Source organism: Burkholderia cepacia, assembly GCF_001039005.1.
In the GTDB taxonomy this organism is placed as follows: domain Bacteria; phylum Pseudomonadota; class Gammaproteobacteria; order Burkholderiales; family Burkholderiaceae; genus Burkholderia; species Burkholderia theae.
Map to the genome: position 1 here is coordinate 135,046 of NZ_LDWR01000045.1, position 25,071 is coordinate 160,116.

General features: G+C 68.3%; 24 protein-coding genes. 13 read left to right on the forward strand and 11 right to left on the reverse strand.

The window, feature by feature from the left end; translation table 11 throughout:
• The first annotated feature begins 23 nt into the window (after positions 1-23).
• The 11 genes from kdpB to VL15_RS25615 all read left to right on the forward strand — a co-directional run bounded on the left by kdpB (position 24) and on the right by VL15_RS25615 (position 12,659).
• The gene (kdpB, locus tag VL15_RS25565) at positions 24-2,108 is read left to right on the forward strand and encodes a potassium-transporting ATPase subunit KdpB (RefSeq protein WP_048249303.1); all 2,085 of its coding nucleotides are present in this window, start codon (positions 24-26) and stop codon (positions 2,106-2,108) included.
• A gap of 18 nt (positions 2,109-2,126) precedes the next feature.
• Entirely contained in the window at positions 2,127-2,708 is a 582-nt protein-coding gene (kdpC, locus tag VL15_RS25570) for a potassium-transporting ATPase subunit KdpC (protein ID WP_048249304.1), read from the forward strand.
• 146 nt (positions 2,709-2,854) lie between these two features.
• Positions 2,855-5,698 (forward strand): DUF4118 domain-containing protein, encoded by a 2,844-nt coding sequence (locus VL15_RS25575; protein WP_048249305.1) that lies wholly within the window; start codon positions 2,855-2,857, stop codon positions 5,696-5,698.
• Positions 5,691-6,389, forward strand: coding sequence for a two-component system response regulator KdpE (gene kdpE, locus VL15_RS25580; RefSeq protein ID WP_048249307.1), 699 nt, complete (start codon positions 5,691-5,693; stop codon positions 6,387-6,389). Before VL15_RS25575 ends, kdpE begins: the two co-directional genes overlap by 8 nt.
• Before the next feature lie 158 nt (positions 6,390-6,547).
• A complete protein-coding gene (locus tag VL15_RS25585) occupies positions 6,548-6,829 on the forward strand; it encodes a DUF333 domain-containing protein (RefSeq protein ID WP_048249309.1) in 282 nt (93 codons plus the stop codon).
• 165 nt (positions 6,830-6,994) lie between these two features.
• A complete protein-coding gene (gene sugE, locus VL15_RS25590) occupies positions 6,995-7,315 on the forward strand; it encodes a quaternary ammonium compound efflux SMR transporter SugE (protein ID WP_048249311.1) in 321 nt (106 codons plus the stop codon).
• 210 nt (positions 7,316-7,525) lie between these two features.
• Positions 7,526-8,143, forward strand: a complete 618-nt coding sequence (locus VL15_RS25595) for a DUF4126 domain-containing protein (protein WP_048249428.1) — start codon at positions 7,526-7,528, stop codon at positions 8,141-8,143.
• Positions 8,144-8,193: 50 nt separating this feature from the next.
• Positions 8,194-10,755: an ABC transporter permease gene (locus VL15_RS25600; RefSeq protein ID WP_048249313.1), complete on the forward strand. Its 2,562-nt coding sequence runs from the start codon at positions 8,194-8,196 to the stop codon at positions 10,753-10,755.
• 43 nt (positions 10,756-10,798) lie between these two features.
• The gene (locus tag VL15_RS25605) at positions 10,799-11,209 is read left to right on the forward strand and encodes a group II truncated hemoglobin (protein WP_048249314.1); all 411 of its coding nucleotides are present in this window, start codon (positions 10,799-10,801) and stop codon (positions 11,207-11,209) included.
• Between the two features lie 104 nt (positions 11,210-11,313).
• Positions 11,314-12,045, forward strand: a complete 732-nt coding sequence (locus tag VL15_RS25610; protein ID WP_048249316.1) for an alanyl-tRNA editing protein — start codon at positions 11,314-11,316, stop codon at positions 12,043-12,045.
• Positions 12,042-12,659, forward strand: coding sequence for a DUF924 family protein (locus tag VL15_RS25615; protein ID WP_048249318.1), 618 nt, complete (start codon positions 12,042-12,044; stop codon positions 12,657-12,659). Before VL15_RS25610 ends, VL15_RS25615 begins: the two co-directional genes overlap by 4 nt.
• A 171-nt stretch (positions 12,660-12,830) precedes the next feature.
• On the opposite strand, the gene VL15_RS25620 is transcribed toward VL15_RS25615, so the two are convergent.
• From VL15_RS25620 to VL15_RS25670, 11 genes are all read right to left on the reverse strand, one after another.
• On the reverse strand, positions 12,831-14,723 hold the full coding sequence (locus VL15_RS25620; RefSeq protein ID WP_048249320.1) for an ArnT family glycosyltransferase: 1,893 nt from the start codon (positions 14,721-14,723) through the stop codon (positions 12,831-12,833).
• Positions 14,724-14,952: 229 nt separating this feature from the next.
• Positions 14,953-15,714: an SDR family oxidoreductase gene (locus VL15_RS25625; RefSeq protein WP_048249323.1), complete on the reverse strand. Its 762-nt coding sequence runs from the start codon at positions 15,712-15,714 to the stop codon at positions 14,953-14,955.
• A 22-nt stretch (positions 15,715-15,736) separates the two neighbouring features.
• On the reverse strand, positions 15,737-16,318 hold the full coding sequence (locus VL15_RS25630; protein WP_048249325.1) for a TIGR00730 family Rossman fold protein: 582 nt from the start codon (positions 16,316-16,318) through the stop codon (positions 15,737-15,739).
• Complete coding sequence (locus VL15_RS25635) at positions 16,315-17,073, reverse strand: TetR/AcrR family transcriptional regulator (RefSeq protein WP_048249327.1); 759 nt, start codon at positions 17,071-17,073, stop codon at positions 16,315-16,317. Before VL15_RS25635 ends, VL15_RS25630 begins: the two co-directional genes overlap by 4 nt.
• Before the next feature lie 206 nt (positions 17,074-17,279).
• On the reverse strand, positions 17,280-17,816 hold the full coding sequence (locus VL15_RS25640) for a diacylglycerol kinase (protein ID WP_048249329.1): 537 nt from the start codon (positions 17,814-17,816) through the stop codon (positions 17,280-17,282).
• Positions 17,813-18,847, reverse strand: coding sequence for a glycosyltransferase family 4 protein (locus tag VL15_RS25645; RefSeq protein ID WP_048249331.1), 1,035 nt, complete (start codon positions 18,845-18,847; stop codon positions 17,813-17,815). The genes VL15_RS25640 and VL15_RS25645 overlap by 4 nt, the downstream gene beginning before the upstream one ends.
• Positions 18,848-18,876: 29 nt before the next feature.
• Complete coding sequence (locus VL15_RS25650) at positions 18,877-19,815, reverse strand: UDP-2,3-diacylglucosamine diphosphatase (RefSeq protein ID WP_048249332.1); 939 nt, start codon at positions 19,813-19,815, stop codon at positions 18,877-18,879.
• 232 nt (positions 19,816-20,047) lie between these two features.
• On the reverse strand, positions 20,048-20,554 hold the full coding sequence (locus tag VL15_RS25655; RefSeq protein WP_048249333.1) for an RDD family protein: 507 nt from the start codon (positions 20,552-20,554) through the stop codon (positions 20,048-20,050).
• Between the two features lie 6 nt (positions 20,555-20,560).
• Positions 20,561-21,316: a DUF3106 domain-containing protein gene (locus VL15_RS25660; RefSeq protein ID WP_048249335.1), complete on the reverse strand. Its 756-nt coding sequence runs from the start codon at positions 21,314-21,316 to the stop codon at positions 20,561-20,563.
• Positions 21,317-21,342: 26 nt separating this feature from the next.
• Complete coding sequence (locus tag VL15_RS25665) at positions 21,343-21,771, reverse strand: DUF3619 family protein (protein WP_048249336.1); 429 nt, start codon at positions 21,769-21,771, stop codon at positions 21,343-21,345.
• Positions 21,768-22,331 carry an RNA polymerase sigma factor gene (locus VL15_RS25670; protein ID WP_048249338.1) on the reverse strand — a complete coding sequence of 188 codons (564 nt, stop codon included), beginning with the start codon at positions 22,329-22,331 and terminating at the stop codon, positions 21,768-21,770. Before VL15_RS25670 ends, VL15_RS25665 begins: the two co-directional genes overlap by 4 nt.
• A gap of 352 nt (positions 22,332-22,683) precedes the next feature.
• Between VL15_RS25670 and VL15_RS25675 the strand changes: the two genes are divergently transcribed.
• Together VL15_RS25675 and ilvN are read left to right on the forward strand one after the other, a co-directional pair.
• On the forward strand, positions 22,684-24,447 hold the full coding sequence (locus VL15_RS25675; protein WP_048249340.1) for an acetolactate synthase 3 catalytic subunit: 1,764 nt from the start codon (positions 22,684-22,686) through the stop codon (positions 24,445-24,447).
• A gap of 111 nt (positions 24,448-24,558) precedes the next feature.
• On the forward strand, positions 24,559-25,050 hold the full coding sequence (ilvN, locus tag VL15_RS25680) for an acetolactate synthase small subunit (protein WP_011352712.1): 492 nt from the start codon (positions 24,559-24,561) through the stop codon (positions 25,048-25,050).
• The last annotated feature ends 21 nt before the right edge of the window (positions 25,051-25,071 follow it).

Sequence of the window (25,071 nt, forward strand, 5' to 3'; positions counted from 1 at the left end):
CTGAAGAGATTGAAGAGATCGCAATGACTCAACATTCCGCAACACGGTCCATGTTCGATCCGGCGCTGCTGCGCCCGGCGATCGTGGACTCGTTCAAGAAACTCACGCCGCGCACGCAGTTCCGCAATCCGGTGATGTTCTGCGTGTACGTCGGCAGCATCCTGACCACGATTCTGTGGATCGCGGCGCTCTCCGGCCAGGCCGAGGCGCCGTCGGGCTTCATCCTCGCGATCGCGCTGTGGCTGTGGTTCACGGTGCTGTTCGCGAACTTCGCCGAAGCGCTCGCCGAAGGGCGCTCGAAGGCGCAGGCCGCGTCGCTGCGCAGCGCGAAGAAAGACGTGATGGCGAAGAAGCTCAACGAGCCGCATCCGAAGTCGCCGATCCGCATCACGACCGCGACCGAGCTGCGCAAGGGCGACGTCGTGCTCGTCGAGGCCGGCGACGTAATCCCGGCCGACGGCGAGGTCGTCGACGGCGTTGCATCGGTCGACGAATCGGCGATCACCGGCGAATCCGCGCCGGTGATCCGCGAATCGGGCGGCGACTTCTCGTCGGTGACGGGCGGCACGCGCGTGCTGTCCGACTGGATCGTCGTCAAGGTCACCGCGAACCCCGGCGAGGCGTTCCTCGACCGGATGATCGCGATGGTCGAAGGCGCGAAGCGCAAGAAGACGCCGAACGAGATCGCGCTGACGATCCTGCTCGTCGCGCTGACGATCGTGATGCTGCTCGCGACCGCGACGCTGCTGCCGTTCTCGACGTTCGCGGTCGAAGCGATGAAGGCCGGCCACGTGGTGACGATCACCGCGCTCGTTGCACTGCTCGTGTGCCTGATCCCGACGACGATCGGTGGCTTGCTGTCCGCGATCGGCGTGGCCGGGATGAGCCGGATGATGCAGGCGAACGTGATCGCGACGTCCGGCCGCGCGGTGGAAGCGGCCGGCGACGTCGACGTGTTGCTGCTCGACAAGACCGGCACGATCACGCTCGGCAACCGCCAGGCATCGACGTTCGTGCCCGCGCCGGGCGTGACCGAGGAAGCGCTGGCCGACGCCGCGCAGCTGTCGTCGCTCGCCGACGAAACGCCGGAAGGCCGCAGCATCGTCGTGCTCGCGAAGGAGCGCTTCAACATTCGCCAGCGCGACATGGCGCAGCTTCATGCGTCGTTCATCGGCTTTTCCGCGCAGACGCGGATGAGCGGCGTCGATCTCCCGGGCCGTGAAATCCGCAAGGGCGCGGCCGACGCGATCCGCCGCTACGTCGAGACGCACGGCAGCCGGTTCCCGGAAGAAGTGCGCCGCGCGGTCGACGAAGTCGCGCGCCGCGGCAGCACGCCGCTCGTCGTGGCCGACCTGCATGAAGGGGCGGCACGCGTGCTCGGTGTGATCGAGCTGAAGGACATCGTGAAGGGCGGCATCAAGGAGCGCTTCGCGGAACTGCGCAAGATGGGCATCAAGACCGTGATGGTGACGGGCGACAACCGGCTGACGGCGGCGGCGATCGCGGCGGAAGCGGGCGTCGACGATTTCCTCGCGGAAGCGACGCCGGAAACCAAGCTCGCGACGATCCGCGAACACCAGGCGGCCGGCCGGCTCGTCGCGATGACGGGCGACGGCACCAACGACGCGCCGGCGCTCGCACAGGCCGACGTCGCGGTGGCGATGAACACGGGCACGCAGGCCGCGAAGGAAGCGGGCAACATGGTCGACCTCGACTCGAACCCGACGAAGCTGATCGAGATCGTCGAGATCGGCAAGCAGATGCTGATGACGCGCGGCTCGCTGACGACGTTCTCGATCGCGAACGACATCGCGAAGTACTTCGCGATCATCCCGGCCGCGTTCGTGACCACGTACCCGCAACTGCGCGTGCTCGACATCATGCACCTGACGTCGCCGGCGTCCGCGATCCTGTCGGCGGTGATCTTCAACGCGCTGATCATCGTCGCGCTGATCCCGCTCGCGCTGAAGGGCGTGACCTACCGGCCGCTCGGCGCCGCGTCGCTGCTGCGCCGCAACCTGCTGGTCTACGGCCTCGGCGGCGTGCTGCTGCCGTTCCCGTTCATCAAGCTGATCGACATGACGCTCGCCGCACTCGGCTGGGCCTGAGGTCTTGAAGGAAACATCATGAAAACGTTGATTCGTCCGCTCGTCGTGCTCTTCGTCGTGCTTACCGCGGTGACGGGGCTCGCGTATCCGGCCGTGATGACCGTGTTCGGCCAGGCCGTGTTCCCGTCGCAGGCGAACGGCAGCCTGATCGAGAAGGATGGCAAGGCGGTCGGCTCCGCGCTGATCGGCCAGCAGTTCGACGCGCCGAAGTACTTCTGGGGCCGGCTGTCGGCCACGTCGCCGATGCCGTACAACGCGACCGGCTCCGGCGGTTCGAACCTCGGCCCGCTGAATCCGTCGCTCGCCGACCAGGTGAAGGGGCGCATCGCCGCGCTGCGCGACGCGGGCACCGACATGTCGAAGCCCGTGCCGGTCGACCTCGTGACGGCGTCGGCGAGCGGCCTCGATCCGGAGATCACGCCGGCCGCCGCCGCGTATCAGGTCGACCGGGTGGCGAAGGTGCGCAACCTGACGCCCGACGCGGTCGCGCAGATCGTCGCCGCGAACACGACGGGCCGCCAGTTCGGCGTGCTCGGCGAGCCGCGCGTGAACGTGCTGAAACTGAACCTCGCGCTCGACGCGGCGCAGGCCGCGCACTGATCGCAAATTGATCGGCGTCCGGCGCGGTCCGACCCGCGCCGGACGCGTATTTTCCGACGGCGCATGCGCCGTCTTTGCCTTTTGCGGCGATTTGGAACAACAATGCTCGTACTCGCGCGCATCCGGGCGCTCCGCCTTCCTGACGCATGAACCGTCCCGATCCAGACCAACTCCTCGACAAGCTGCAGCGAGACGAAGAAAAGCAGCGGCGCGGCCAGCTCAAGATCTTCTTCGGCGCATCGGCCGGCGTCGGCAAGACCTATGCGATGCTGCAGGCCGCGCGCCAGCGCCTGCAGGAAGGCGTCGACGTCGTCGTCGGCATCGTCGAGACCCATGGCCGCGGCGAAACCGCCGCGCTGCTCGACGGCCTCGACGTGCTGCCGCTCGCGCGCATCGACTATCGCGGCCGCACGCTCGCCGAATTCGATCTCGACGGCGCGCTCGCCCGCCAGCCGCAACTGATCCTCGTCGACGAGCTTGCCCATTCGAACGTGCAGGGTGCGCGGCACCTGAAGCGCTGGCAGGACGTCTACGAACTGCTCGACGCGGGCATCGACGTGTATACGACCGTCAATGTCCAGCATCTCGAAAGCCTCAACGACGTGGTCGGCGCGATCACCGGCATCCGTGTGTGGGAGACCGTGCCCGACCGCGTGTTCGACGCGGCCGACGAGGTCACGCTCGTCGACCTGCCGGCCGAGGAACTGCTCGAGCGGATGCGCGACGGCAAGGTCTATCTCGCGCAGCAGGCCGAGCGCGCGGTGCGCAACTTCTTCCGCAAGGGCAACCTGATCGCGCTGCGCGAGCTGGCGCTGCGGCGCACGGCCGATCGCGTCGACGCGCAGATGCGCGAATACCGCGCCGACCGTTCGATCCAGCGCATCTGGCAGGCGCGCGAGCGCCTGCTCGTGTGCGTCGGGCCCGGCGCCGAAGCGCCGACGCTCGTGCGCGCGGCCGCGCGGCTCGCCGCGAGCCTGAAGGCCGACTGGATCGCCGTGTACGTGGAAACGCCGCGCCTGCAGCGGCTGCCCGATGCGCAGCGACAGCGCACGCTCGACGCGCTGAAGCTCGCGGCCGAGCTGGGCGCCGAGACGGCGACGCTGGCCGGCACTGACGCAGTCGCCGCGCTGATCGGCTACGCGAAAGTGCGCAACGTGTCGAAGATCGTCGCGGGCGGCTCGCCGAAGGTCGGGCTCATGCGCCGCTTCGCGCGGCCGTTCGGCGAGAAGCTCGCCGAGCGCGCGGGCGACGTCGATCTGATGCTGATCCGCGCGTCCGCGAGCGACGAGGCGCGCGCCGCGCCGCTCGACCCGCGTGCGCGCGACTGGCGCGACGCGTTCGCGCAGTTCGGCACGCATCGTTCGCCGCCGCGGCACTACGCGTACGCGGCCGCGATCTGCGCGGCGATTACGGTCGTCGCGAGCCTCGTGTCCGAGCGGCTCGACCTCACGAACCTCGTGATGCTGTACCTGCTCGGCGTCGTGTTCTCGGCCGTGCGGCTCGGGCGCGGCCCGGGCGTGCTGCAGTCGTTCCTGTCGGTGGCCGCGTTCGATTTCTTCTTCGTGCCGCCGCGCATGTCGTTCTCGGTCAGCGACACGCAATACCTGCTGACCTTCTTCGGCATGCTGCTGACGTCGCTCGTGATCAGCCACCTGACGTCGACGCTGACGCGCCAGGCGAGCGTCGCGCAGCGCCGCGAGCGCCGCACCGGCGCGATCTATGCGATGGCGCGCGAGCTGGGCGCGGCGCTGACGACCGAGCAGATCGTCGAGATCGGCAGCCGCCACGTGGGCGAGGTGTTCCGCGCGCGCGTCGCGTTCCTGCTGCCGGACAGCGCGGACAAGGTGCGCCAGAAGATCGAGGAGCCCGACGCGGCCGTCACGCTGACGGGCGCCGATCTCGACAGCGACGTCGGCCAGTGGGTGTACGACCAGCAGAAGCCGGCCGGCCGCGGCACCGATACACTGCCCGCGACGGTCGCGCTGTACCTGCCGCTGAAGGCGCCGATGCGCACGCGCGGCGTGCTCGCGGTCGCGTCGCGCGAGCCGCGCGAACTCGAGGTACCCGAGCAGCAGCGGATGCTCGACGCATTCGCCGCGCAGATCGCGCTCGCGCTCGAACGTGTGCACTACGTCGAAATCGCGCGCGACGCGCTCGTCAACATGGAGTCCGAGCGGCTGCGCAACTCGCTGCTGTCGGCGATTTCGCACGACCTGCGCACGCCGCTCACGACGATCGTCGGTTTCTCGTCGATGCTCGCGAACGGGCGCGCGGCCGCGCAGAGCGGCGACGTTGCGGCGGCCGAACGGTTCGCGCAGCGCGAGGGCGAACTCGTCGACGCGATTCACGACGAGGCGCTGCGCATGACGGGCATCGTCACGAACCTGCTCGACATGGCGCGGCTGCAGGCCGGCAGCCTGCAGCTGAAGCGCCAGTGGTCGCTGCTCGAGGAAGCCGTCGGCGCGGCGCTCGCCGCGTGCAAGCGCGTGCTCGCGCGCCATCCCGCTCGCGTCGCGCTGCCGGTCGACCTGCCGCTGCTGCAGATGGACGCGGTGCTGATGGAGCGCCTGTTCACCAACCTGTTCGAGAACGCGGCGAAGTACACGCCGCCCGACACGCCTATCGATATCGGCGCGGAGCGTGTGTCCGACGACGGGCTGCCGTTCGTGCGCGTGCACGTCGACGATCACGGCCCGGGCCTGCCGGCCGGCATGGAAACGCGGATCTTCGACAAGTTCACGCGCGGCGAGAAGGAATCGGCGACGCCGGGCATCGGGCTCGGCCTCGCGATCTGCCGCGCGATCGTCGAGGCGCACGGCGGTAAAATCGGCGCGCTCAACCGCACCGCGCCCGACGGCCACGTGACGGGCGCGCGCTTCTGGTTCACGCTGCCGGTCGAGACGCCGCCGGCCGCACCCGCCGTACCCGACGACGAAGCCGACGTACCGGGCGCATCGTCCCCATCCGAGCCATTGCCAGACCATGAGTGAACCCAGCCTGACCGTCGTCCTGATCGAGGACGAAAAGCAGATCCGACGTTTCGTGCGTGCCGCGCTCGAAGAGGAGGACATCGCCGTGTTCGAGGCCGAAACGGGCAAACAGGGGCTGATCGACGCGGCGACGCGCAAGCCCGATCTCGTGATCGTCGACCTCGGCCTGCCCGATACCGACGGCCTCGACGTGATCCGCGAGCTGCGCGGCTGGTCCGAGGTGCCGGTGATCGTGCTGTCCGCGCGTACGCAGGAAGAGGAGAAGGTCGCCGCGCTCGACGCGGGTGCCGACGACTACCTGACCAAGCCGTTCGGCGTGTCCGAATTGCGCGCGCGGATCCGCGCGCAACTGCGCCGACGCAACCAGGGCGGCGCCAACGAGTCGCCGAAGGTGAGCTTCGGCACCGTGATCGTCGATCTCGCGCTGCGCCAGGTGTGGCGAGACAACGAGATCGTGCACCTGACGCCGCTCGAATACCGGCTGCTCGCGACGCTCGTGCGGCACGCGGGGCGCGTGCTCACGCACCGCCAGTTGCTGCGCGACGTGTGGGGGCCGTCGCACGTCGAAAGCCATCACTACCTGCGCATCTACATGGCGCACCTGCGCCAGAAGCTCGAGCGCGACCCGGCGCAGCCCGAGTACATCGTCACCGAGACGGGTGTCGGCTATCGGCTCGTCGGCGCCGCGTGACGGGCAACGCCCGGCGTCGGCAGCGCATGCGGGCGTGACGCCGCGGGCCGGCGGGGTTGCGGCGACGCGACAGTCTCGCGCCCGACGCCCGCCGTGCACACCGGCCGCGGATTCCCCGTTATGCTGACCGCTCAGCGAACAAAAACAAGGAGCGTGCAATGTCCGTCCGTCTGACCGTCATCTGTGCGCTGGCGCTTGCTGCGCCCGGCGCGTTCGCCCAACCGCTGCCGCCGGGGCAACAGCCGCCCGGTCAGGCGGCGCTGGCCAATCCCGCGTCGGTCAACTGCGAGAAACTCGGTGGTCGCCACGTGATCCGCAGCCTGCCGCGCGGGCAAGTCGGGATGTGCATGTTCAAGGATGGCCGCGTGTGCGAGGAGTGGACGCTGTACCGCGACGACCGCTGCGTCGGCGACGTTGCGCCAAAGCGCGTGTCGAACTGATGTCGTTTTGATCGGGCCCGGCCGATCCTGCCCCGGATCGGCCGCCGGCCGTGCGCCGCGCCCGGCGTGTCCGTAAGCATCTTGTTATACTCGGCGCCGCCCGGGGACGACCCCGGGTCATTCGCTTCAACGGGGACGGCCCCATCCGATACGGAGTACGTCGAGATGGCGTGGGTATTGTTGTTGATTGCCGGTTTGCTGGAAGTGGCCTGGGCGGCCGGCATGAAATCGTCGGACGGCTTCACGAAGCTCGGTCCGTCGGTGTTTACGATCGTCACCGCGCTGGCCAGCTTCGGGCTGCTCGCGGTCGCGATGCGCCAGTTGCCGCTCGGTACCGCGTACGCGGTATGGACGGGCATCGGCGCGGTCGGCGCATTCGTGTTCGGTATCGTGATGATGGGCGAGGCGCTGACCGCCGCACGCGTCGCGAGCGCCGCGCTGATCGTCGCGGGGCTGATCGGCCTCAAGCTGTCGTCGGCCGCCTGATGCCGGCCCCTGGGCGCACGAGCACCCGGGGCCGCGCTGCGGAATTGCGCCGGTCGCCCGGATAGCCTGTCTATAATGGAACGCATTCGGGCCTGAATGCCGATGCGCCGTTCGCGGCACGCGGTGCCGGTCGCCACGCGCCGCGCGGCCGGTCAGACCGACCCGATCCGATCAATCGGCAAATCGCACGGAAAGTGCAAGGAGAGGGCCATGATCGAAGCCATTTCGCTCGGCGCGGGGCTCGCGTGGGCGAGCGGGCTGCGCCTGTACCTGACGGTGCTGATCGCCGGCGTGCTGGCGCGGGTCGGCTGGCTCCATCTACCCGACACGCTTGCCGTCCTGATGTCGCCGTGGGTCATCGGCGCCGCGGCCGTGCTTGCCCTCACCGAATTCCTTGCCGACAAGATCCCCGCGTTCGACTCGCTGTGGGATGCCGTGCACACCTTCATCCGCATCCCGGCCGGTGCCGTGCTCGCGGCCGGCGCGCTCGGCCATGCCGATCCGACCGTGCTGGCGGTCGCGGGGCTCGCCGGCGGCTCGCTTGCCGGTGCCGCGCACGTGGCGAAGGCCGGTACGCGCGCGCTGATCAACCTGTCTCCCGAACCGATTTCGAACTGGGTCGCGTCGTCGACCGAGGACGGCCTCGTGGTCGGCGGGCTGGTACTCGCGTTCTTCGTTCCGCTCGCGTTCCTCGTGCTGCTCGCGGCCTTCATCGCTGCTTCGGCGTGGGCGCTGCCGCGCCTGTGGCGCGGTGTGTCGGGCGGTTTTCGCGGGATGGCGAACCACATGGTGTCGCGGCTCAACTCGATCGGGGGGAAGCGCGATTGAAGGGGCCGCAACACGCGGCGCAGCCGCCGGCCGGGCACCCCGGCCCTGACATGCACGCGCATGCCGGCCGCTTCGGCCTGCGCGATCTGGTCCGCCAGGCCGCGCGGATGACCGCGCGCGACTGGCGCGCGGGCGAACTGACCTTGCTTGTACTCGCGCTGGTGCTCGCGGTCGCGGCGCTGACGAGCGTCGGCTTTCTTGCCGATCGCCTGCGCCAGGGGCTCGAGCGCGACGCGCGCCAGATGCTCGGCGCCGATTTCGTCGTGCGCGCCGATCGCCCCGTCGATCCGTCGTTCGACCGGCAGGCCCGCACGCTCGGCTTGCAGACCGCAACGACCGCGATCTTCCCGAGCATGATCGCGTCCGCTGCGGGCGGGCAGGCGACCGACGCGGCACCCTCGCGCCTCGCTGCCGTGAAGGCCGTGTCGCCCGGGTATCCGCTGCGCGGCGCGGTCGATATCCTGCCGGCCGGCGCTACCGTCGCGCACAAGGCGGCCGCGATTCCAGCCCCCGGCACCGTCTGGGCCGATCCCGCGCTACTCGACGCGCTGCACCTGAAGGCAGGCGATACGGTGCGCGTCGGGCTGCGCACGTTCACGGTCGCCGCGTCGATTTCCCGCGAACTCGATCGCGGTTTCTCGTTCGTCAATTTCTCGCCGCGGCTGATGATGCGCGCGGATGAACTCGCCTCGACGGGGCTCACGGGCTACGGCAGTCGAGTCACGTACCGGTTGCTGGTCGCCGGCGATGCGCAGGCCGTCACGCGCTTCGAAACGTATGCGCACGCGCGCGTCGATGGCGGGAAGCTGCGCGGCGTCGGCCTCGAGTCGTTGCAGGAAGGCCAGCCGCAGGTGCGGCAGACGCTCGATCGCGCGCGCCATTTCCTGACGCTCGTCGCGCTGCTGACCGCGCTGCTCGCGGCGGTCGCGATCGCGATGGCCGCGCAGCGCTACATGCGGCGCCATCTCGATGGCTGCGCGACGATGCGCTGCCTCGGCGTGAGCCGCCGCACGCTCGGCGCGCTGTTCGCGCTCGAATTCGTCGGCATCGGAATCGTGGCGGGCGCCGCGGGCGCGGCGCTCGGCTACGGCGGCCACTGGGCGTTGCTGGCCGCGCTCGGCGGGCTGATTGACGTCGTGCTGCCGCCGCCCACGCTGTGGCCGGCGCTCATCGGCGTGGCCGCCGCACTCGTGCTGCTGCTCGGCTTCGCGCTGCCGCCGCTCGTGCCGCTCACGCGCGTGCCGCCGGTACGCGTGCTGCGGCGTGAGTGGGGCGATGCGTCGCGCACCGCGTGGGCCGCGTATGCGATCGGCATCGTGCTGTTCGCGGGGCTGCTGATCGTCGCGGCCGGCAACCTGAAGCTCGGCCTGATCGTCGCGGGCGGTTTCGCCGGTGCGTTGGTCGGTTTCGCGCTGATCGCGCGGCTCGTGTTGTTCGCGGCCGCGCGCGCGGTGCGCAACGCGCGCGTGGCCGCGGGCGTCGGCTGGCGCTACGCGCTCGCGTCGCTGCACCGGCGCGGCACCTCCAGCGCGCTGCAGATCACCGCGCTGGCGCTCGGCCTGATGTGCCTGCTGCTGATCGCGATCACGCGCAACGACCTCGTCGCGGGCTGGCGGCAATCGACACCGCCCGATGCGCCGAACCAGTTCCTGATCGACATCCAGCCCGACCAGCGCAACGACGTCGCGGCCTATCTGACCGCGCACGGCGTGCGCGACGCGGTGCCCGCGCCGATGGTGCGCGGCCGCCTCATTGCGATCAACGGCAAGCCGGTGAATCCGGACGCCTACCCGTCCGACGAGGCACGCCGGCTCGTCGACCGCGAGTTCAACCTGTCGTACACGACCGAGCTGCCGTCCGACAACCGGATCGTCGAAGGCGACTGGTTCGGCACCGCGGCCACGCCGCAGATCTCGATCGAGGCCGGCCTGGCGAAGACGCTGAACGTGAAACCGGGCGACGTGCTGCGCTTCGACGTGACGGGGCTGACGGTCGACGCGCCGATCACGAGCGTGCGCAAGCTCGACTGGGGCACGTTCCGCGTCAATTTCTTCGTGCTGATGCCGCCGGCGGCGCTGAAGGATTTCCCGGCCGTCTATCTCACGAGCTTCCATCTGCCGGCATCGGATGCCGCGCTGCTCGATCCGCTGATCGCGCGCTACCCGAACCTGACCGCGATCGACGTTGCGCCGATCCTCGCGCAGTTGCAGCGGATGATGCTGCAGGTGGTCGGCGCGGTGCAGTTCCTGTTTCTGTTCACGCTCGCGGCCGGCGTGCTCGTGCTGTACACGGCGCTCGCCGGTTCGCGCGACGAGCGGGTGCGGGAGGCCGCGCTGCTGCGCGCGCTCGGCGCGTCGCGCGCGCAGGTCAACGCGGTGCAGCGCGCGGAATTCGTCGTGGTCGGCGCACTGGCCGGCGCGCTGGCGTCGGCGGGCGCGATCGCGGTCGGCTGGGTGCTGGCGTCGCGCGTATTCGACTTCCAGCTGGCCGTCGATCCGTGGCTCGTGCCGGCCGGCATCGTGGCCGGCGTCGCATGCGCCGGTGCGGCCGGCTGGCTGAGCCTGCATAATGTGTTGCGGCGCCCCGCGCTGCAGTCGCTGCGCGACGCATGAGTGTCGCCGGCGGCCCCGAAGATCCTGTTTTCCGACTATCCGTATGACCGATGTGAATGACGATGCGCCGTCGCAGCCGACGGCGTTCGAACTCGTGGGCGGCGAAGCCCGCGTGCGCGAAATGGTGGACCGCTTCTACGACCTGATGGACCTCGAGCCCGAGTTCGCGCAGATTCGCGCAGTGCACCCGGCGTCGCTCGACGGTTCGCGCGACAAGCTGTTCTGGTTCCTGTGCGGCTGGCTCGGCGGCCCCGACCACTACATCAGCCGGTTCGGCCATCCGCGGCTGCGCGCGCGGCATTTGCCGTTCCCGATCGCGTCGGTCGAGCGGGACCAGTGGCTGCGCTGCATGGCGTGGGCAATGGAGGATATCGGGCTGTCCGAGCCGTTGCGCGAGAGGCTCATGCATTCGTTTTACGAAACGGCCGACTGGATGCGCAACCGGCCCGGTTGATCGACCGGTACGCCGCTGCCCGCGCGCGGGGCGATCTGCGTCTGGGCGCGCATGCCGCGCGGCGCGACACTGATCGTTTCCCCCATCGATACGAGGCTCGCCCGATGACGACACAAGCGCTGTTTCGCGAAGACGCGTACCTCACGCAATGCGACGCGATCGTTCAGGCCGTCGGCGACGACGGCATTCGGCTCGACCGCACCGTGTTCTATCCGCTCGGCGGCGGCCAGGCCGGCGACACCGGCACGCTGACGCTGCCCGACGGCAGCACGATCGAGATTGCCGATACGCGCAAGGCAAAGTTCGACGGCGCGACGCCCGACGACGCCGTGCACGTGCCGGCGCCGGGGCAGGAGGCGCACGTCGTCGCGCTCGAGCCCGGCACGCGCGTGGTCGCGACGATCGACTGGCTGCGCCGCTACCGGCACATGCGCCTGCATACGGCCGCGCACCTGATGTGTGCGGTGCTGCCGTACGCGGTCGACGGCTGCAGCGTGACGGCCGACTACGTGCGGCTCGATTTCGCGACGTCCGAAGCGATCGACCGCGACGACGTCGAGCGTCGCCTTGCCGGCCTGGTCGTCGGCGCGCATCCGGTCACGACCGAATGGATCACCGACGACGAGATGGCCGAGCGGCCCGAACTCGTGCGCACGATGAGCGTGAAGCCGCCGATGGGCCTCGGCCGCGTGCGGCTGCTGCGCATCGAGAATGTCGACCTGCAGCCGTGCGGCGGCACGCATGTGCGCAACACGTCGGAAATCGGCGGGCTGCGGGTCGCGAAACTTGAAAAGAAGAGCGCGCGGACCCGGCGCCTCGTACTGGAGTTTGCATGACGATCGACACCGGCAGGGCGGGTGCGGCGCCGCTGGATCCGCAAGCGCGGGACATTCTGGATTTCTGGTTCGGCGAACCGGGTTCGGCCGAATTCGGGCAGGAACGCAAGATCTGGTTCAACGGCGGCGCGGCGTTCGACGACGTGCTGCGCACGCGCTACGGCGCTTTGCTCGACGCCGCGTGCGATGGCGCATGCGATCACTGGGCCGGCTCGCCGTCGGGGGCGCTGGCGCTGATCGTCGTGCTCGACCAGTTTTCGCGCAACATCCATCGCGGCACGCCGCGCGCGTTTGCCGCCGATCCGAGGGCGCTCGCGCTCGTGCGCCGCGTCGTCGCGGCCGGGTGGGACGCGCAGTTGCCGAGCGGGCATCACCGCGCGTTCGCGTATCTGCCGTTCGAGCACGACGAGTCGGTCGAGAGCCAGCGCGAGTCCGTGCGCCTGTGCGCGGGCATTCGCGACGAAGCAGGGTGCGAGAGCTATCACCGCTTCGCGTTGCGGCATGCGGCCGTCGTCGAGCGATTCGGCCGCTTCCCGCACCGGAACGCGATTCTCGGCCGTGCTTCGACCGATGAGGAGACGGCGTTCCTGCGCGAACCGGGTTCGTCGTTTTGAGCGGTCGGGTGGTTGCCCGATGAGGAGAAGCGGCACGCCCGCGGAGTCGTGCGGGCGCCGTGGCGGTCAACGGAAGATGCGAGACGGTCGGCGCGCACTGCGCTCAGGCGGCCATTCCCGACCGCTGCCGCACATCAAGCCAGGCACGACGGCGCAGCGCGCCGTCCTGCGTCACTGCAAATGCTGTTCGGGCGTGCGTACGTAGACGCGCAGCAGTTCGTCGTTGTCGCCCGGGCGGGCGCCGGTCCAGAACAGTTTCCATTCGCTGCCGGGCGCCGGATCGACGGCCCGCACGCCCTGGACGATCATCCAGGTACAGCGCGTCGTCCGCGCGTCGTCGATCGGCGTGTGCTGGATGCCGGAGAAGTAGTACAGCATCGGCGCTTCCGATTCGCCGAGCCCATGCAGGCTCGCCATGCAGTCGCCGTCGTTCCATTCGAGCGCGAGATGCGCGTTCAGGTCGTCGAACACCGAGCGGTAGCTCTTCGCGATATCGAGCCACGGCAGCAGCAGCGTATAGACGAGCCCCCAGACGACGAGTGCACCGGCGCCCCACGACAGCGCACCGCGCCAGCGGCCCGTCGTGCGCAGCTTCGGCAGCAGCGTCAGCCAGCCGATCGTCAGCGCGAGCGCGCCGATCACGAGCGCGGGCTCGATCGGCATCGTCCAGTCGAGCGGCAGCCAGCGGCCGAGCGGCGCGAGATCCGCGCGCGACGCGGCCGGGTCGGCCATCACCGCCCAGATCGCCCATGCGAGCGCGGCGGCGGTGCCGAACAGGATGCGGCTCAGGTAATCCCATGCGAGATGCAGCTGGCGCGGCAGGCGTTCGATCGCCTGCGCGGCGACCAGCGCGAGCGGCGCGAAGAACGGCAGGATGTAGAGCTGGCGTGACGTCGCGGACACTTGCAGCACCACGAGCCCGATGCCGACGAACAGCACGGGCAGCGCGATGCGCGGCGTGCGCCAGTCGCGCCATGCACCGCGCGCGAGCGCGACGATCGCGAGCGGCGCGACGGGGAAGCCGACGAGCAGGAACGCACGCAGGATGAAGAACGGCTTGTCGTTTTCCGCGCCCAGTTCCGGGACGGAGAAGCCGAAGAAGCGGCCGACGTTGTTATCCCAGAACCACGTCATGAACAGCGTTTCGGAGCGCAGGAACAGCGCGGTCGGCCAGATCAGCGCGAACGGCGCGAATACGAGCGCGGCGATGCCGAGCGAGCGCGCGAACGCGCGGGTGCGGCAGGCCGGGTAGAGCACCAGCGTGCCCACGAGCGTGGCCGCGAACACGAGCGGCACGAACAGCCCCTTCGTCATCAGCGCGATGCCGACGCCCGCGCCGAAGATCGGCGCGGCCCAGCGGCCCGACGGCCGGACCGGCAGTCCGTGCCGCATCTGCTGCGCGCGCGCGACGTGCTGCATCACGAGTTCGAGCAGCCCGCAGAAGCCCATCGCCGTGCCGGTGAACAGCGCGACGTCCGTCATCATGTCGTGCATGTGCTTGATGACGACGAGCGTGCCTGCGCTCAGCACGACGGGGCCGATCACGCGCAGGTCGAACCAGCTGTCCGCGCGGCTGGCCACGCGCGCCGCGCGCGCGATGAAGCCGAACGCGAGCGCCGCGAACAGCGCGCTCGCGAGCCGTGCCGCGTCGTGCAGCGGCATCACCCGCTGCAGCAGCCATGCGAGACTGGTCGCCACCCATGCGTAAAGCGGTGGCTTTTCCATGAACGGCAGACCGGCATTGGTCGGCACGACGAAATCGCCGGTTTCGAGCATGTGCTGGATGATGCCGAACGTGTAGGTTTCGTCCTGTTTCCACGGATCGTGGCCGAGCACGCCCGGCAGCACATACGCGCAGACCAGGGCGGCGACGAGCAGCCAGGCCCGCCAGCCGAGCAGCAGCGAGCGGCCGCGGGTGGCGCTGGTTGCGGCCGTCGCGGCCACGACGGGCGTGCCGGCGGCGTCCAGCGTCGCGGTGGGGTTGGCGTCGGCGGTCGAGCGGGTGTGCTGGGCCGGAGCGGGCACAGACGTGCGTCGCCGGCTGGGCGCTGCGGTTCCGGGCATGGAAAGAGATCTCGGGTCGAGTCGAGCCGGTCCGGCGGCATGGGCAGGACCGATAAGGGCCACATCAGGGGGCGACGGACAGGCTGGATGACGCCTGTCTGAATGTCCGCTAGTAGAGCACGGAACTGTTACGGGTGTTTACTGAAACCGTCACAAAATTGTGGAGATTTGTGGTGTCGTGACGACAGATAGTTTCAGGCGGCCATTATTATGCGCCGCGAATGCGGGTTTACCGGCCGCCGCCGACGTCGAGCAGGGCGCCCGTCGTGTATGACGCCGCGTCGCCCAGCAGCCAGACGATCGCTTCGGCGATCTCGTGCGCTTCGCCTGCACGGCCGAGCGGCGTCTGCACGCCGAGGCGGGCCGCACGGCCCGGCTGGCCGCCGCTCGCGTGGATGTCGGTCTCGATCAGGCCGGGGCGCACCGCGTTGACACGCACGCCATGCGGGCCGAGTTCCTTCGCAAGACCGATCGTCAGCGAGTCGACCGCGCCTTTCGAGCCCGCGTAGTCGACGTATTCGTTCGGCGAGCCGAGCCGGGACGCGATCGACGACACGTTGACGATCGCGCCGCCGCGGCCGCCACGATCGGTGGACAACCGGCGCGCGGCTTCGCGCGCACACAGGTACGCGCCGAGCACGTTGGTGTCGAACATCCGCCGCAGCCGGTCGGCCGGCATGTCGGCGAGCGGCATCGACGGCGCGACGATGCCCGCGTTGTTGACGAGCGCGTCGAGGCGTCCGAATGCGGCGGTGACGCCGTCGAACATCGCGACGACGTCGGCCTCGTTCGCGACGTCGCCCGCGACCACGCACGCACGGCCGCCCGCGTCGCGGACGGCCTGCGCGGTGAGTTCGGCCGCCGCCGCGTCGCGCGCGTAGTTGATGCCGACGTCCCAGCCGCGTTCGGCTGCGAGCACGGCGGTTGCGCGGCCGATGCCACGGCTCGCGCCGGTGATGAGGACGGCCTTGCGGTCGGACGGTGCGGTCATCGCGTACGGTTTCCGGTGAGGGTTACTTTGCCGCGTCGGGCGCCCACTTGTCGCTGGCGGGCGGCTGGTAGCGACGCAACTGCTCGATCAGTTCGACAGGCTTCGAATCGACGCACAGCGCGTCGAAATAGGTCGGGCGCATGAAACCCTCGTCGACCGTATGGCGCAGCAACGCGATCAGCGGATCGTAGAACGAATCGATGTTGTAGAGCGCGACGGGCTTGCGGTGATAACCGAGCTGCGCCCACGTGTAGACCTCGAAGAACTCCTCGAGCGTACCGGCGCCGCCGGGCATCGCGACGAACGCATCGGCGAGGTCCGCCATCATTTTCTTGCGGTGGTGCATGTCGGGCACGACGTGCAGTTCCGACAGCCCCGTATGGCCGACTTCCTTGTCGACGAGCAGTTCGGGGATCACGCCGACCGCACGGCCGCCGGCCGCCATCACTTCGTCGGCGATCACGCCCATCAGGCCGACGCGGCCGCCGCCGTAGACGAGCGTGAGGCCCGCATCGACGAGCGCACGGCCGAAGGCGCGCGCGGCGTCGGCATAGAGCGGCCGCACGCCTGACGACGAGCCGCAATAAACGCACACAGCCTTCATTGCTTGGCGTCCTTCGCGGGGGCCTGCCCGACGGTGACCGGCCCGCCGGCGGGGCGCGGCGAACCGTCGCGCGGCGGCAGGTAGTCGGTGAACTGGCGCTTGGGCAGCTTGCCGGAGACCAGATCGTCGAACAGCTGGCGCGAACGCCCGCGCAGGTACGGCGCCATCACGGAGATCACGTGCATGCTGACCTGGTGCAGTTCCTCGCGGATCGCGTCCTGGTCGTTGTACTTGCGCGGATGCATCACGTACTGATACGACAGCCAGTACGTCGAGATGACGGCCATGTTGGTTGCGATGACCTCGATCTCGGCGGGCGTCGCGACCATCTCCGCGTCGGACACGAGCAGCTCGCACATGTCGTGTGCGAAGCGCACCTTGTGGCTGATGATCTGCTTGAAGTGCGTCTCGAGCGTGCGGTTGCGGGCGAGCAGGTCGTTGAGGTCGCGATACAGGAACCGGTAGGTCCACATGAAATCGGCCATGTACTGCAGGTACGACCAGGTTTCGTCGATCGTCGGACGATGATCTTCGGGGAAGCGCAGCCGCCGTTCGATCTGCTGCTCGAACTGCGCGAAGATGCTGTTGATGATGTCGTCCTTGTTGCGGAAATGGTAGTACAGGTTGCCTGGACTGATTTCCATTTCCTCGGCGATCGTCGTGGTCGTGACGTTCGGCTCGCCGATCTCGTTGAAGAGTTTCAACGACAACTCGAGAATCCGTTCGCGGGTGCGGCGGGGAGGTTTCGCTTCCATGTCGTCCGGCCCTGTGTGTGCCGGACTGGCGGGCGCTGCAATCGATGCTGCGTGATTCGTCCGGCGCGGGTTGCTGTTCTATGTCTAGCGGACGATTATAAACCGGGGTTTCGCCACATCGGGCGCATTTCGTGATCGCGGCCCCGCGCGGCGCATGGTGCGGCGCCGCACGCGGGTGGTGCCGAGGGCGCCCGCCGGGCAGCCGTCTAGAAGCCGAGCCAGTGTGCGACGACCGGGCCGAGCACGAAGCCCCACGTCGTCACGCACGCGAACAGCGCGACCGTCACGGCCGCGCTGCCGAGGTCCTTCGCACGCTTGGACAGCTCATGGCGTTCGAGCGAGATGCGGTCGATCGCGGCCTCGACGCTCGAGTTCAGCAGCTCGACGATCAGCACCAGCAGCACCGAGCCGATCAGCAGCGCGCGCGACGCGGCGGGCACCGGCGCGAACGCGCCGATCGGGAGCATCAGCGCGGCGAGCGTGAGCTCCTGGCGAAACGCGCTCTCCTCGCGGATCGCGACACGAAAGCCGTTCAGCGAGTGCTTGAGTGCGTACCAGGCGCGCGTGATGCCGCGGTGGCGCTTGTACGGGTTCGGCGGCAGCGGGGTCAGCTGATCGTCGGGGCCGAGCGGTTCGTGCGCGTGCACGTCCGCTTCGGCGTGCGGCTCGTCCTCGTCGAACGGGCGGTGCCGATGCTGCGGCGCGGCGGGGGGCGGGGTCTTGTCGTTCAGGTCTCGTTTCAAACGGCGGCACCTTCGGCTGGCGAGTACGCGGTCTTCGGCAGCGGCTTCAGATGCGACGCGAACTGCTCGGATGCCGCGCGCCACGAGAAGCGTTCGGCCCACGCGCGCGCGGTCGTGCGTTCGATCTTCAGCGCTTCAAGGCAGGCTTCCTGCAGGTCCTCGTGCATCGAGCCCGCGTCGCCGCCGCGGAGCACGTCGATCGGGCCCGTGACGGGATACGCGGCAACCGGCGTGCCGCAGGCGAGCGCCTCGAGCAGCACGAGGCCGAACGTGTCGGTGCGACTCGGGAACACGAACACGTCGGCCGCAGCATACACCTTCGCGAGCTCGGCCTGTGACAGCACGCCGAGATAGTTCGCCTCCGGATAGCGCGACTTCAGCTCGGCGAGCGCGGGGCCTTCGCCCGCGACCCATTTCGAGCCGGGCAGGTCGAGGCGCAGGAACGCCTCGACGTTCTTCTCGATCGCGACGCGCCCCACGTACAGGAAGATCGGCCGCGCGGTGTTGAGCACCTTCGACTCCATCGGCCGGAACACGTCGAGATCGACGCCGCGGGTCCACAGCACGACGTTCGTGAAGCCGAATTTCTCGAGGTCTTCCTTGACGACCGGCGTCGGCGCCATCACCGCGAGCGACGGGCCGTGGAACCAGTGCAGGAAGCGGTAGGTCGCGGCCAGCGGGATGCCGAAGCGCGCCTGTACGTACTCCGGAAAGCGCGTGTGGTACGCGGTCGTATAAGGCAGCTTGCGCGAGCGCGCATAGCGTCGCGCGGCGAGGCCGAGCGGGCCTTCAGTCGCGATGTGCAGCGCGTCGGGCCCGAACGCGTCGATCCGCGCGCGCAGCTTGCGGTACGGCAGGATCGACAGGCGGATCTCGGGGTAGGTCGGGCAGGGCACCGTGCGGAATTCCAGCGGTGTCAGCAGTTCGACGCGATGGCCGAGCGCGGTGAGTTCGCGCGCCGTGCTCTTCAGCGTGCGCACGACGCCGTTGACCTGCGGTTCCCACGCGTCGGTGACGATCATGATCTTCATCGCGGCATTGTCCTGTAAGTAGAGTGGTGTCAGGCAGTGGCCTTGGCCTTGCGCGACGAGGTCTCCGACGGTGCGGCGCGCATCACCGTCCAGTAGACGATCTTCAGTTCGCCTTCCATCGTTTCGACGAGTGCGGACAGGCTTTCGACCCAGTCGCCGTCGTTGCAGTACAGCACGCCGTCGATATCGCGGATCTCCGCCTTGTGGATGTGGCCGCACACGACGCCGTCGCAGCCGCGGCGGCGCGCTTCGTCGGTCATCACGGTTTCGAACTGCGAGATGAAGTTGACCGCGTTCTTCACCTGGTGCTTCAAGTACTGCGACAGCGACCAGTACTGGAAGCCGAGCCGGCTGCGGATCCGGTTGAACCAGCGGTTCAGTACGAGGATCAGCGTGTAGAGCGTGTCGCCGAGGTACGCGAGCCATTTCGCGTGCTGGATCACGCCGTCGAACAGGTCGCCGTGCACGATCCACAAACGTTTGCCCGCGAGCGTCGTGTGGAACGCCTCGCCGCGCACCTGGATGTCGCCGAACGCGAGGTCGCAGAACTGCCGTGCACCCTCGTCGTGATTGCCGGGGATGTAGACGACCTGCGTGCCCTTGCGTGCCTTGCGCAGGATCTTCTGCACGACGTCGTTGTGCGCCTGCGGCCAGTACCAGCCTTTCTTCAGCTGCCAGCCGTCGATGATGTCGCCGACGAGGTACAGGTATTCCGAATCGTTGTGGCGCAGGAAGTCGAGCAGGTACGGCGCCTGGCAGCCGCTCGAGCCGAGGTGGATGTCGGACAGCCAGATGGTGCGATAGCGATGCGCGGACGAGTCGGGGTCGTCGTGCGGCGTGACGTGCTCGGCAGGTGGTTCTTGCGATGCCAGGTCATCGGCTGCGGCCGAGCCGGACAGGAAGGCGGTGACGGCGCGGGCGCCGATCGGGTGACGGAAGAGGGAGGTCGCGGACGATTTCTGGCCCATGCATGACTCGCGCCGGTTGACATTACCGGCATTCCGCCATGCGGGCGTGACTGTGCCGTGACAGTCACGAGACGTTCTTATTACGACCGTTGCAGGGTGTTTAGCAGTGAATGAAAGGGCGTTGTGTAACCTGTCGAACCGAAAGGCTGGCGGTTGTCCGGCAGGTCGTCAGACCGGATGGGAGAAGCCTGGGCGAACTGCTTTCGTCTGGCGAATGCGGCGCGTTGGCGTGTCAGCGCGGCATGGCGACGACGCGCGTGCGCGCGAGCCGGTCGTGCGGGAACTGGCGGCCGGCATGCAGCCGGGCGGCGCCGGCCCACGCGACGATCCACGCGGCGGCGAGCGCGAGCGTGACGGGCACCGACAGGCCGAGCAGCGGATGCAACGCGAGCGGCGGCACGAACCACAGCCAGCCGAGCGCATAACGAACAAGCGCGTGGGCCGCGCTCAGCGGCCGGCCGCTCGACGATTCGAGCCGCAGCCGCCAGGTCTTCATCGGCAGGGTCTGGCCGCCGTGCGTCCAGAACCAGACGAAGTACGCGCCGACGACGAGCGCGATCCAGGCGGCGAGCAGGTTGTGGTGGACGAGGCCGTTGCGTTGTTGCGTCGCGAGGCTGAACGCGAGCCCGGCGAAGAACACGACGCCGAACAGCAGCACGCCTTCGTAGAGCAGCGCGGCGAGGCGCCGCCGCACGGACGGCGCGGCGGCCGGAGTCTCGGGTGCGGGGGCGTTCGCCACGGCCGCTCAGGAGCCCTTGAACAGCGAAGGTGCGTCGGCGGGCGACACCGGCGCCACGGCGGCCGGTGCGGAAGCGGTGCCGGCCGTCGACGACGCGGGCACCGGCGTCGCGGCAGCGCCGGCCGACGCGGGCGCCGGTGCGGCGGCCGCGCCGCTTGCCGGATGTTCGTGCGAATTGACGAGGCGGCGGACGTCACGGTCGGCGACGGTCGGCGGTGCGCTGACCACGCTCGGCCGGCGACGGCGCTCGGCGGCCGCGAGACGTTCCTTCTGCTCCTCGGGGAGTTGCTGGTAAGCCTTCCACGCGCGCTCGCGCGCTTGTGCGGAAAGCTCCTTCGCGCTCTGGTAGTTCTCGCGCGCGACGCGGCGCTGCTCGGGTGTCATCCGCGCCCATTCGGTCATCCGATCCTGCAGGCGCTTTTGATCATCGGGCGTCAATTTCGCGAAACGCGATGCGATCTTCAGCCATTTACGCTTGCGGGCATCGCTGAAGCCGTCCCACTGGTCGGCGAACGGCGCGAGTGCCGCGTGCTGCGCCGGCGTGAGACGCGCCCACGACAGCGGGCCGGTGGCGGCCGGCAGTGGCAGCGGTGTGAGGTCGGTGCTCAGCCCGGTCGCGGCCGATGCGGGCACGGCAGGGTTGCTGGCCGTGACGGTGGTCGTCGCGAGGGGCGGGTTGAATCGCGAATAGGTGGCGACGTAGGAAACGGCGATCGCGATCACGCATCCGAAAAATACGGCCAGGCCGCGCTTCTGACTCACCCGTGCGATCCCCTCGTTATTGTCTGTTAGTGAGCGCGCGAAAGATACGCGTTGAACCCGTGATCGAGATACGCGTTGAGCGGCAGGTCGTCGCTGAGCATCGCCGCGTCGATATCGGCGAGTTCGGCGGTGCGCTGCAGGTCTTCCCAGTAGGCGATGCCGACGAGCCCGGCGAGCAGCAGTGCGAGCGGCCACGCGCGCAGCAGGCGGCGCGCGAGCGACGCCTGCGGGCGGCTCGTGGGCGCCGGGCCGAATGCGCCGCCGGCCGCACCGGCGAAGGCCGGCACGAACACCGGCACGGTCGCGGCTTCGGGCTTCTTGCGCGCGAGCGCAGCCCGACGGGCGACGGCCAGCCGGTCGGTGGTCTCGGCTGGCAGTGCGGCCGCGTGCTCGTCCAGCGCGCGGCGCACCTTCAGCGCGAATTCGTGTTCTCGATTTGCGGGAGCGAAGCTCATAGCGTGATTCCTTTGGCCTTGAGCGCGTGCGCCAGGGTGTGGGTGGCTCGTGAGCAGTGCGTCTTGACGCTGCCTTCGGAGCACCCCATCGCGGCGGCAGTCTCGGCGACATCCATATCTTCCCAATAACGCATCAGGAACGCTTCCCGTTGACGTGCCGGAAGTTTCTGGATTTCTTCGTCGATCAGGGCCAGAACCTGCTCTCGTTCGAGGCGGTGCTCGCTGCTCTCGACGCCCGCGTTGTCGTCCGCGGATTCGAGCGTTTCGAGGGGGTCGAAGTCGTCGTCGTCGGTGTTGTTCAGCGACGAGAAGAGCGTAACCCAGGTGTTGCGGACTTTCTGCCGGCGGAACCAGTCGTGGATCGCGTTCTGCAGGATCCGCTGAAAAAGCAGCGGCAATTCGGCCGCCGGCCGGTCGCCGTACTTCTCCGCAAGCTTGATCATCGCGTCCTGCACGATGTCGAGCGACGCATCGTCGTCACGCACGGCGTACGCAGCCTGCTTGAACGCGCGCCTTTCGACGCCCGCCAGAAAGTCGGCGAGTTCCTTGTCTGATGCCATTCCGTAAAGGTATGCGCTGCGGACTGCGGCGTGTGAAAGGTCGAAAAATTTCGTAAAACCCGCGGATGCTATCAAATTTTCGGGCCGCTTGGCACCGGGTTGGTCGCCGCGCGTTGCGCGCGAGCCGCGGCGGCGGGGTGCCGGGCGGCGCGCATGATGCGCTGCGGGATATTTTGCTTGACGCCCTAATCGCGACCCGCTATCGTCAATGATTCGCAACATGAAGTGATGGTCTCATTTGAGGCTGGCCCAAGAAGCCCGCCCTTCAAACTGGACGCGCCGCTTGAACCCGAGCCACAAGCCCGGCAGAGAGCACCCAATCAATTTTTTGCCGAAAATTCGAAAGGTCAAAATGAACATGCCCAGCGCGGAATTCTCCACGTCGGAACCCCTTTCCCCTCCCGATAGCGACTCCATCGGCGGCACCGTGCTCATGAAGGCACTGGCCGACGAAAACGTCGAATTCATCTGGGGCTACCCCGGCGGCTCGGTTCTCTACATCTACGACGAGCTTTACAAGCAGGACAAGATTCAGCACGTGCTGGTGCGCCACGAACAGGCGGCCGTGCACGCAGCCGATGCGTATGCGCGTTCCACCGGCAATGTCGGCGTCTGTCTCGTGACGTCCGGCCCCGGTGTCACCAACGCGGTGACCGGCATCGCAACGGCGTACATGGATTCGATCCCGATGGTCGTGATCAGCGGCCAGGTGCCGACTGCTGCGATCGGCCAGGACGCATTCCAGGAATGCGACACGGTCGGCATCACGCGTCCGTGCGTGAAGCACAACTTCCTCGTGAAGGACGTGCGCGACCTCGCGGAAACCGTCAAGAAGGCGTTCTACATCGCCCGCACGGGCCGTCCGGGCCCGGTACTGATCGACATCCCGAAGGACATCTCGAAGACGCCGTGCGAGTACGTGCCGGTCAAGAGCGTGTCGCTGCGTTCGTACAACCCCGTCACGAAGGGTCATTCGGGCCAGATCCGCAAGGCCGTGTCGCTGCTGCTGACCGCGAAGCGTCCCTATATCTACACGGGTGGCGGCATCATCCTCGCCGACGCGTCGCGTGAACTGAACCAGTTCGCGGACCTGCTCGGCTACCCGGTCACGAACACGCTGATGGGCCTCGGCGGCTATCGCGCGTCGGACAAGAAATTCCTCGGCATGCTCGGCATGCACGGCACCTACGAAGCGAACATGGCGATGCAGCACTGCGACGTGCTGATCGCGATCGGTGCCCGCTTCGACGACCGCGTGATCGGCGACCCGGCGCACTTCGCGTCGCGTCCGCGCAAGATCATCCACATCGACATCGACCCGTCGTCGATCTCGAAGCGCGTGAAGGTCGATATCCCGATCGTCGGCGACGTGAAGGAAGTGCTGAAGGAGCTGATCGAGCAGCTGCAGACGGCCGAGCATGGCCCGGACACCGAGGCGCTCGCGCAATGGTGGAAGGACATCGAGGGCTGGCGCTCGAAGGACTGCCTGAAGTTCGACCGCGAAAGCGAGATCATCAAGCCCCAGTATGTGGTCGAGAAGGCGTGGGAACTGACGGACGGCAATGCGTTCGTGTGTTCGGACGTCGGCCAGCACCAGATGTGGGCCGCGCAGTTCTACCGTTTCAACAAGCCGCGTCGCTGGATCAACTCCGGCGGCCTCGGCACGATGGGCTTCGGCCTGCCGGCAGCGATGGGCGTCAAGATGGCGCACCCGGACGACGACGTGCTGTGCATCACGGGCGAAGGCTCGATCCAGATGTGCATCCAGGAACTGTCGACCTGCCTGCAGTACGACACGCCCGTGAAGATCATTTCGCTGAACAACCGCTACCTCGGCATGGTCCGCCAGTGGCAGCAGATCGAATACAGCAAGCGCTATTCGCATTCGTACATGGATGCGCTGCCCGATTTCGTGAAGCTCGCCGAAGCGTACGGCCATGTCGGCATGCGGATCGAAAAGACCTCGGATGTGGAGCCGGCGCTGAAGGAAGCGCTGCGCCTGAAGGATCGCACCGTGTTTCTCGACTTCCAGACCGATCCGACCGAAAACGTCTGGCCGATGGTACAGGCCGGCAAGGGCATCACCGAGATGCTGCTCGGATCGGAAGATCTGTAACGGCGCGACGCGCGCGGGCCCGGATGCGGCCGCCTTCACGAAGGGCGGTGCGGCACGCGGCGGCGCGCGGCGCGAGTGAATCGACACGGACACATTCTGGAAGAAGCGAACATGAGACACATCATTTCCGTCCTGCTGGAGAACGAACCGGGCGCGCTGTCGCGCGTGGTCGGTCTGTTTTCCGCACGCGGCTACAACATCGAAACCTTGACGGTGGCGCCGACCGAAGACCAATCGCTGTCGCGGCTCACCATCGTTTCCATTGGCTCCGACGACGTGATCGAACAGATCACGAAGCATCTGAACCGCCTGATCGAGGTGGTGAAAGTGGTGGACCTGACCGACGGTGCACACATCGAACGCGAGCTGATGCTGATCAAGGTACGTGCAGTGGGCAAGGAGCGCGAAGAAATGAAGCGGATGGCGGACATTTTCCGCGGCCGCATCATCGACGTGACCGAAAAGACCTACACGATCGAATTGACGGGCGCGAGCGACAAGCTCGACGCATTCATCCAGGGGCTGGACGCGGGCGCGATCCTCGAGACCGTGCGCACCGGCAGCTCCGGCATCGGACGCGGCGAGCGCATCCTGAAGGTGTGATGCCCAAAGGCACGCCGGGTG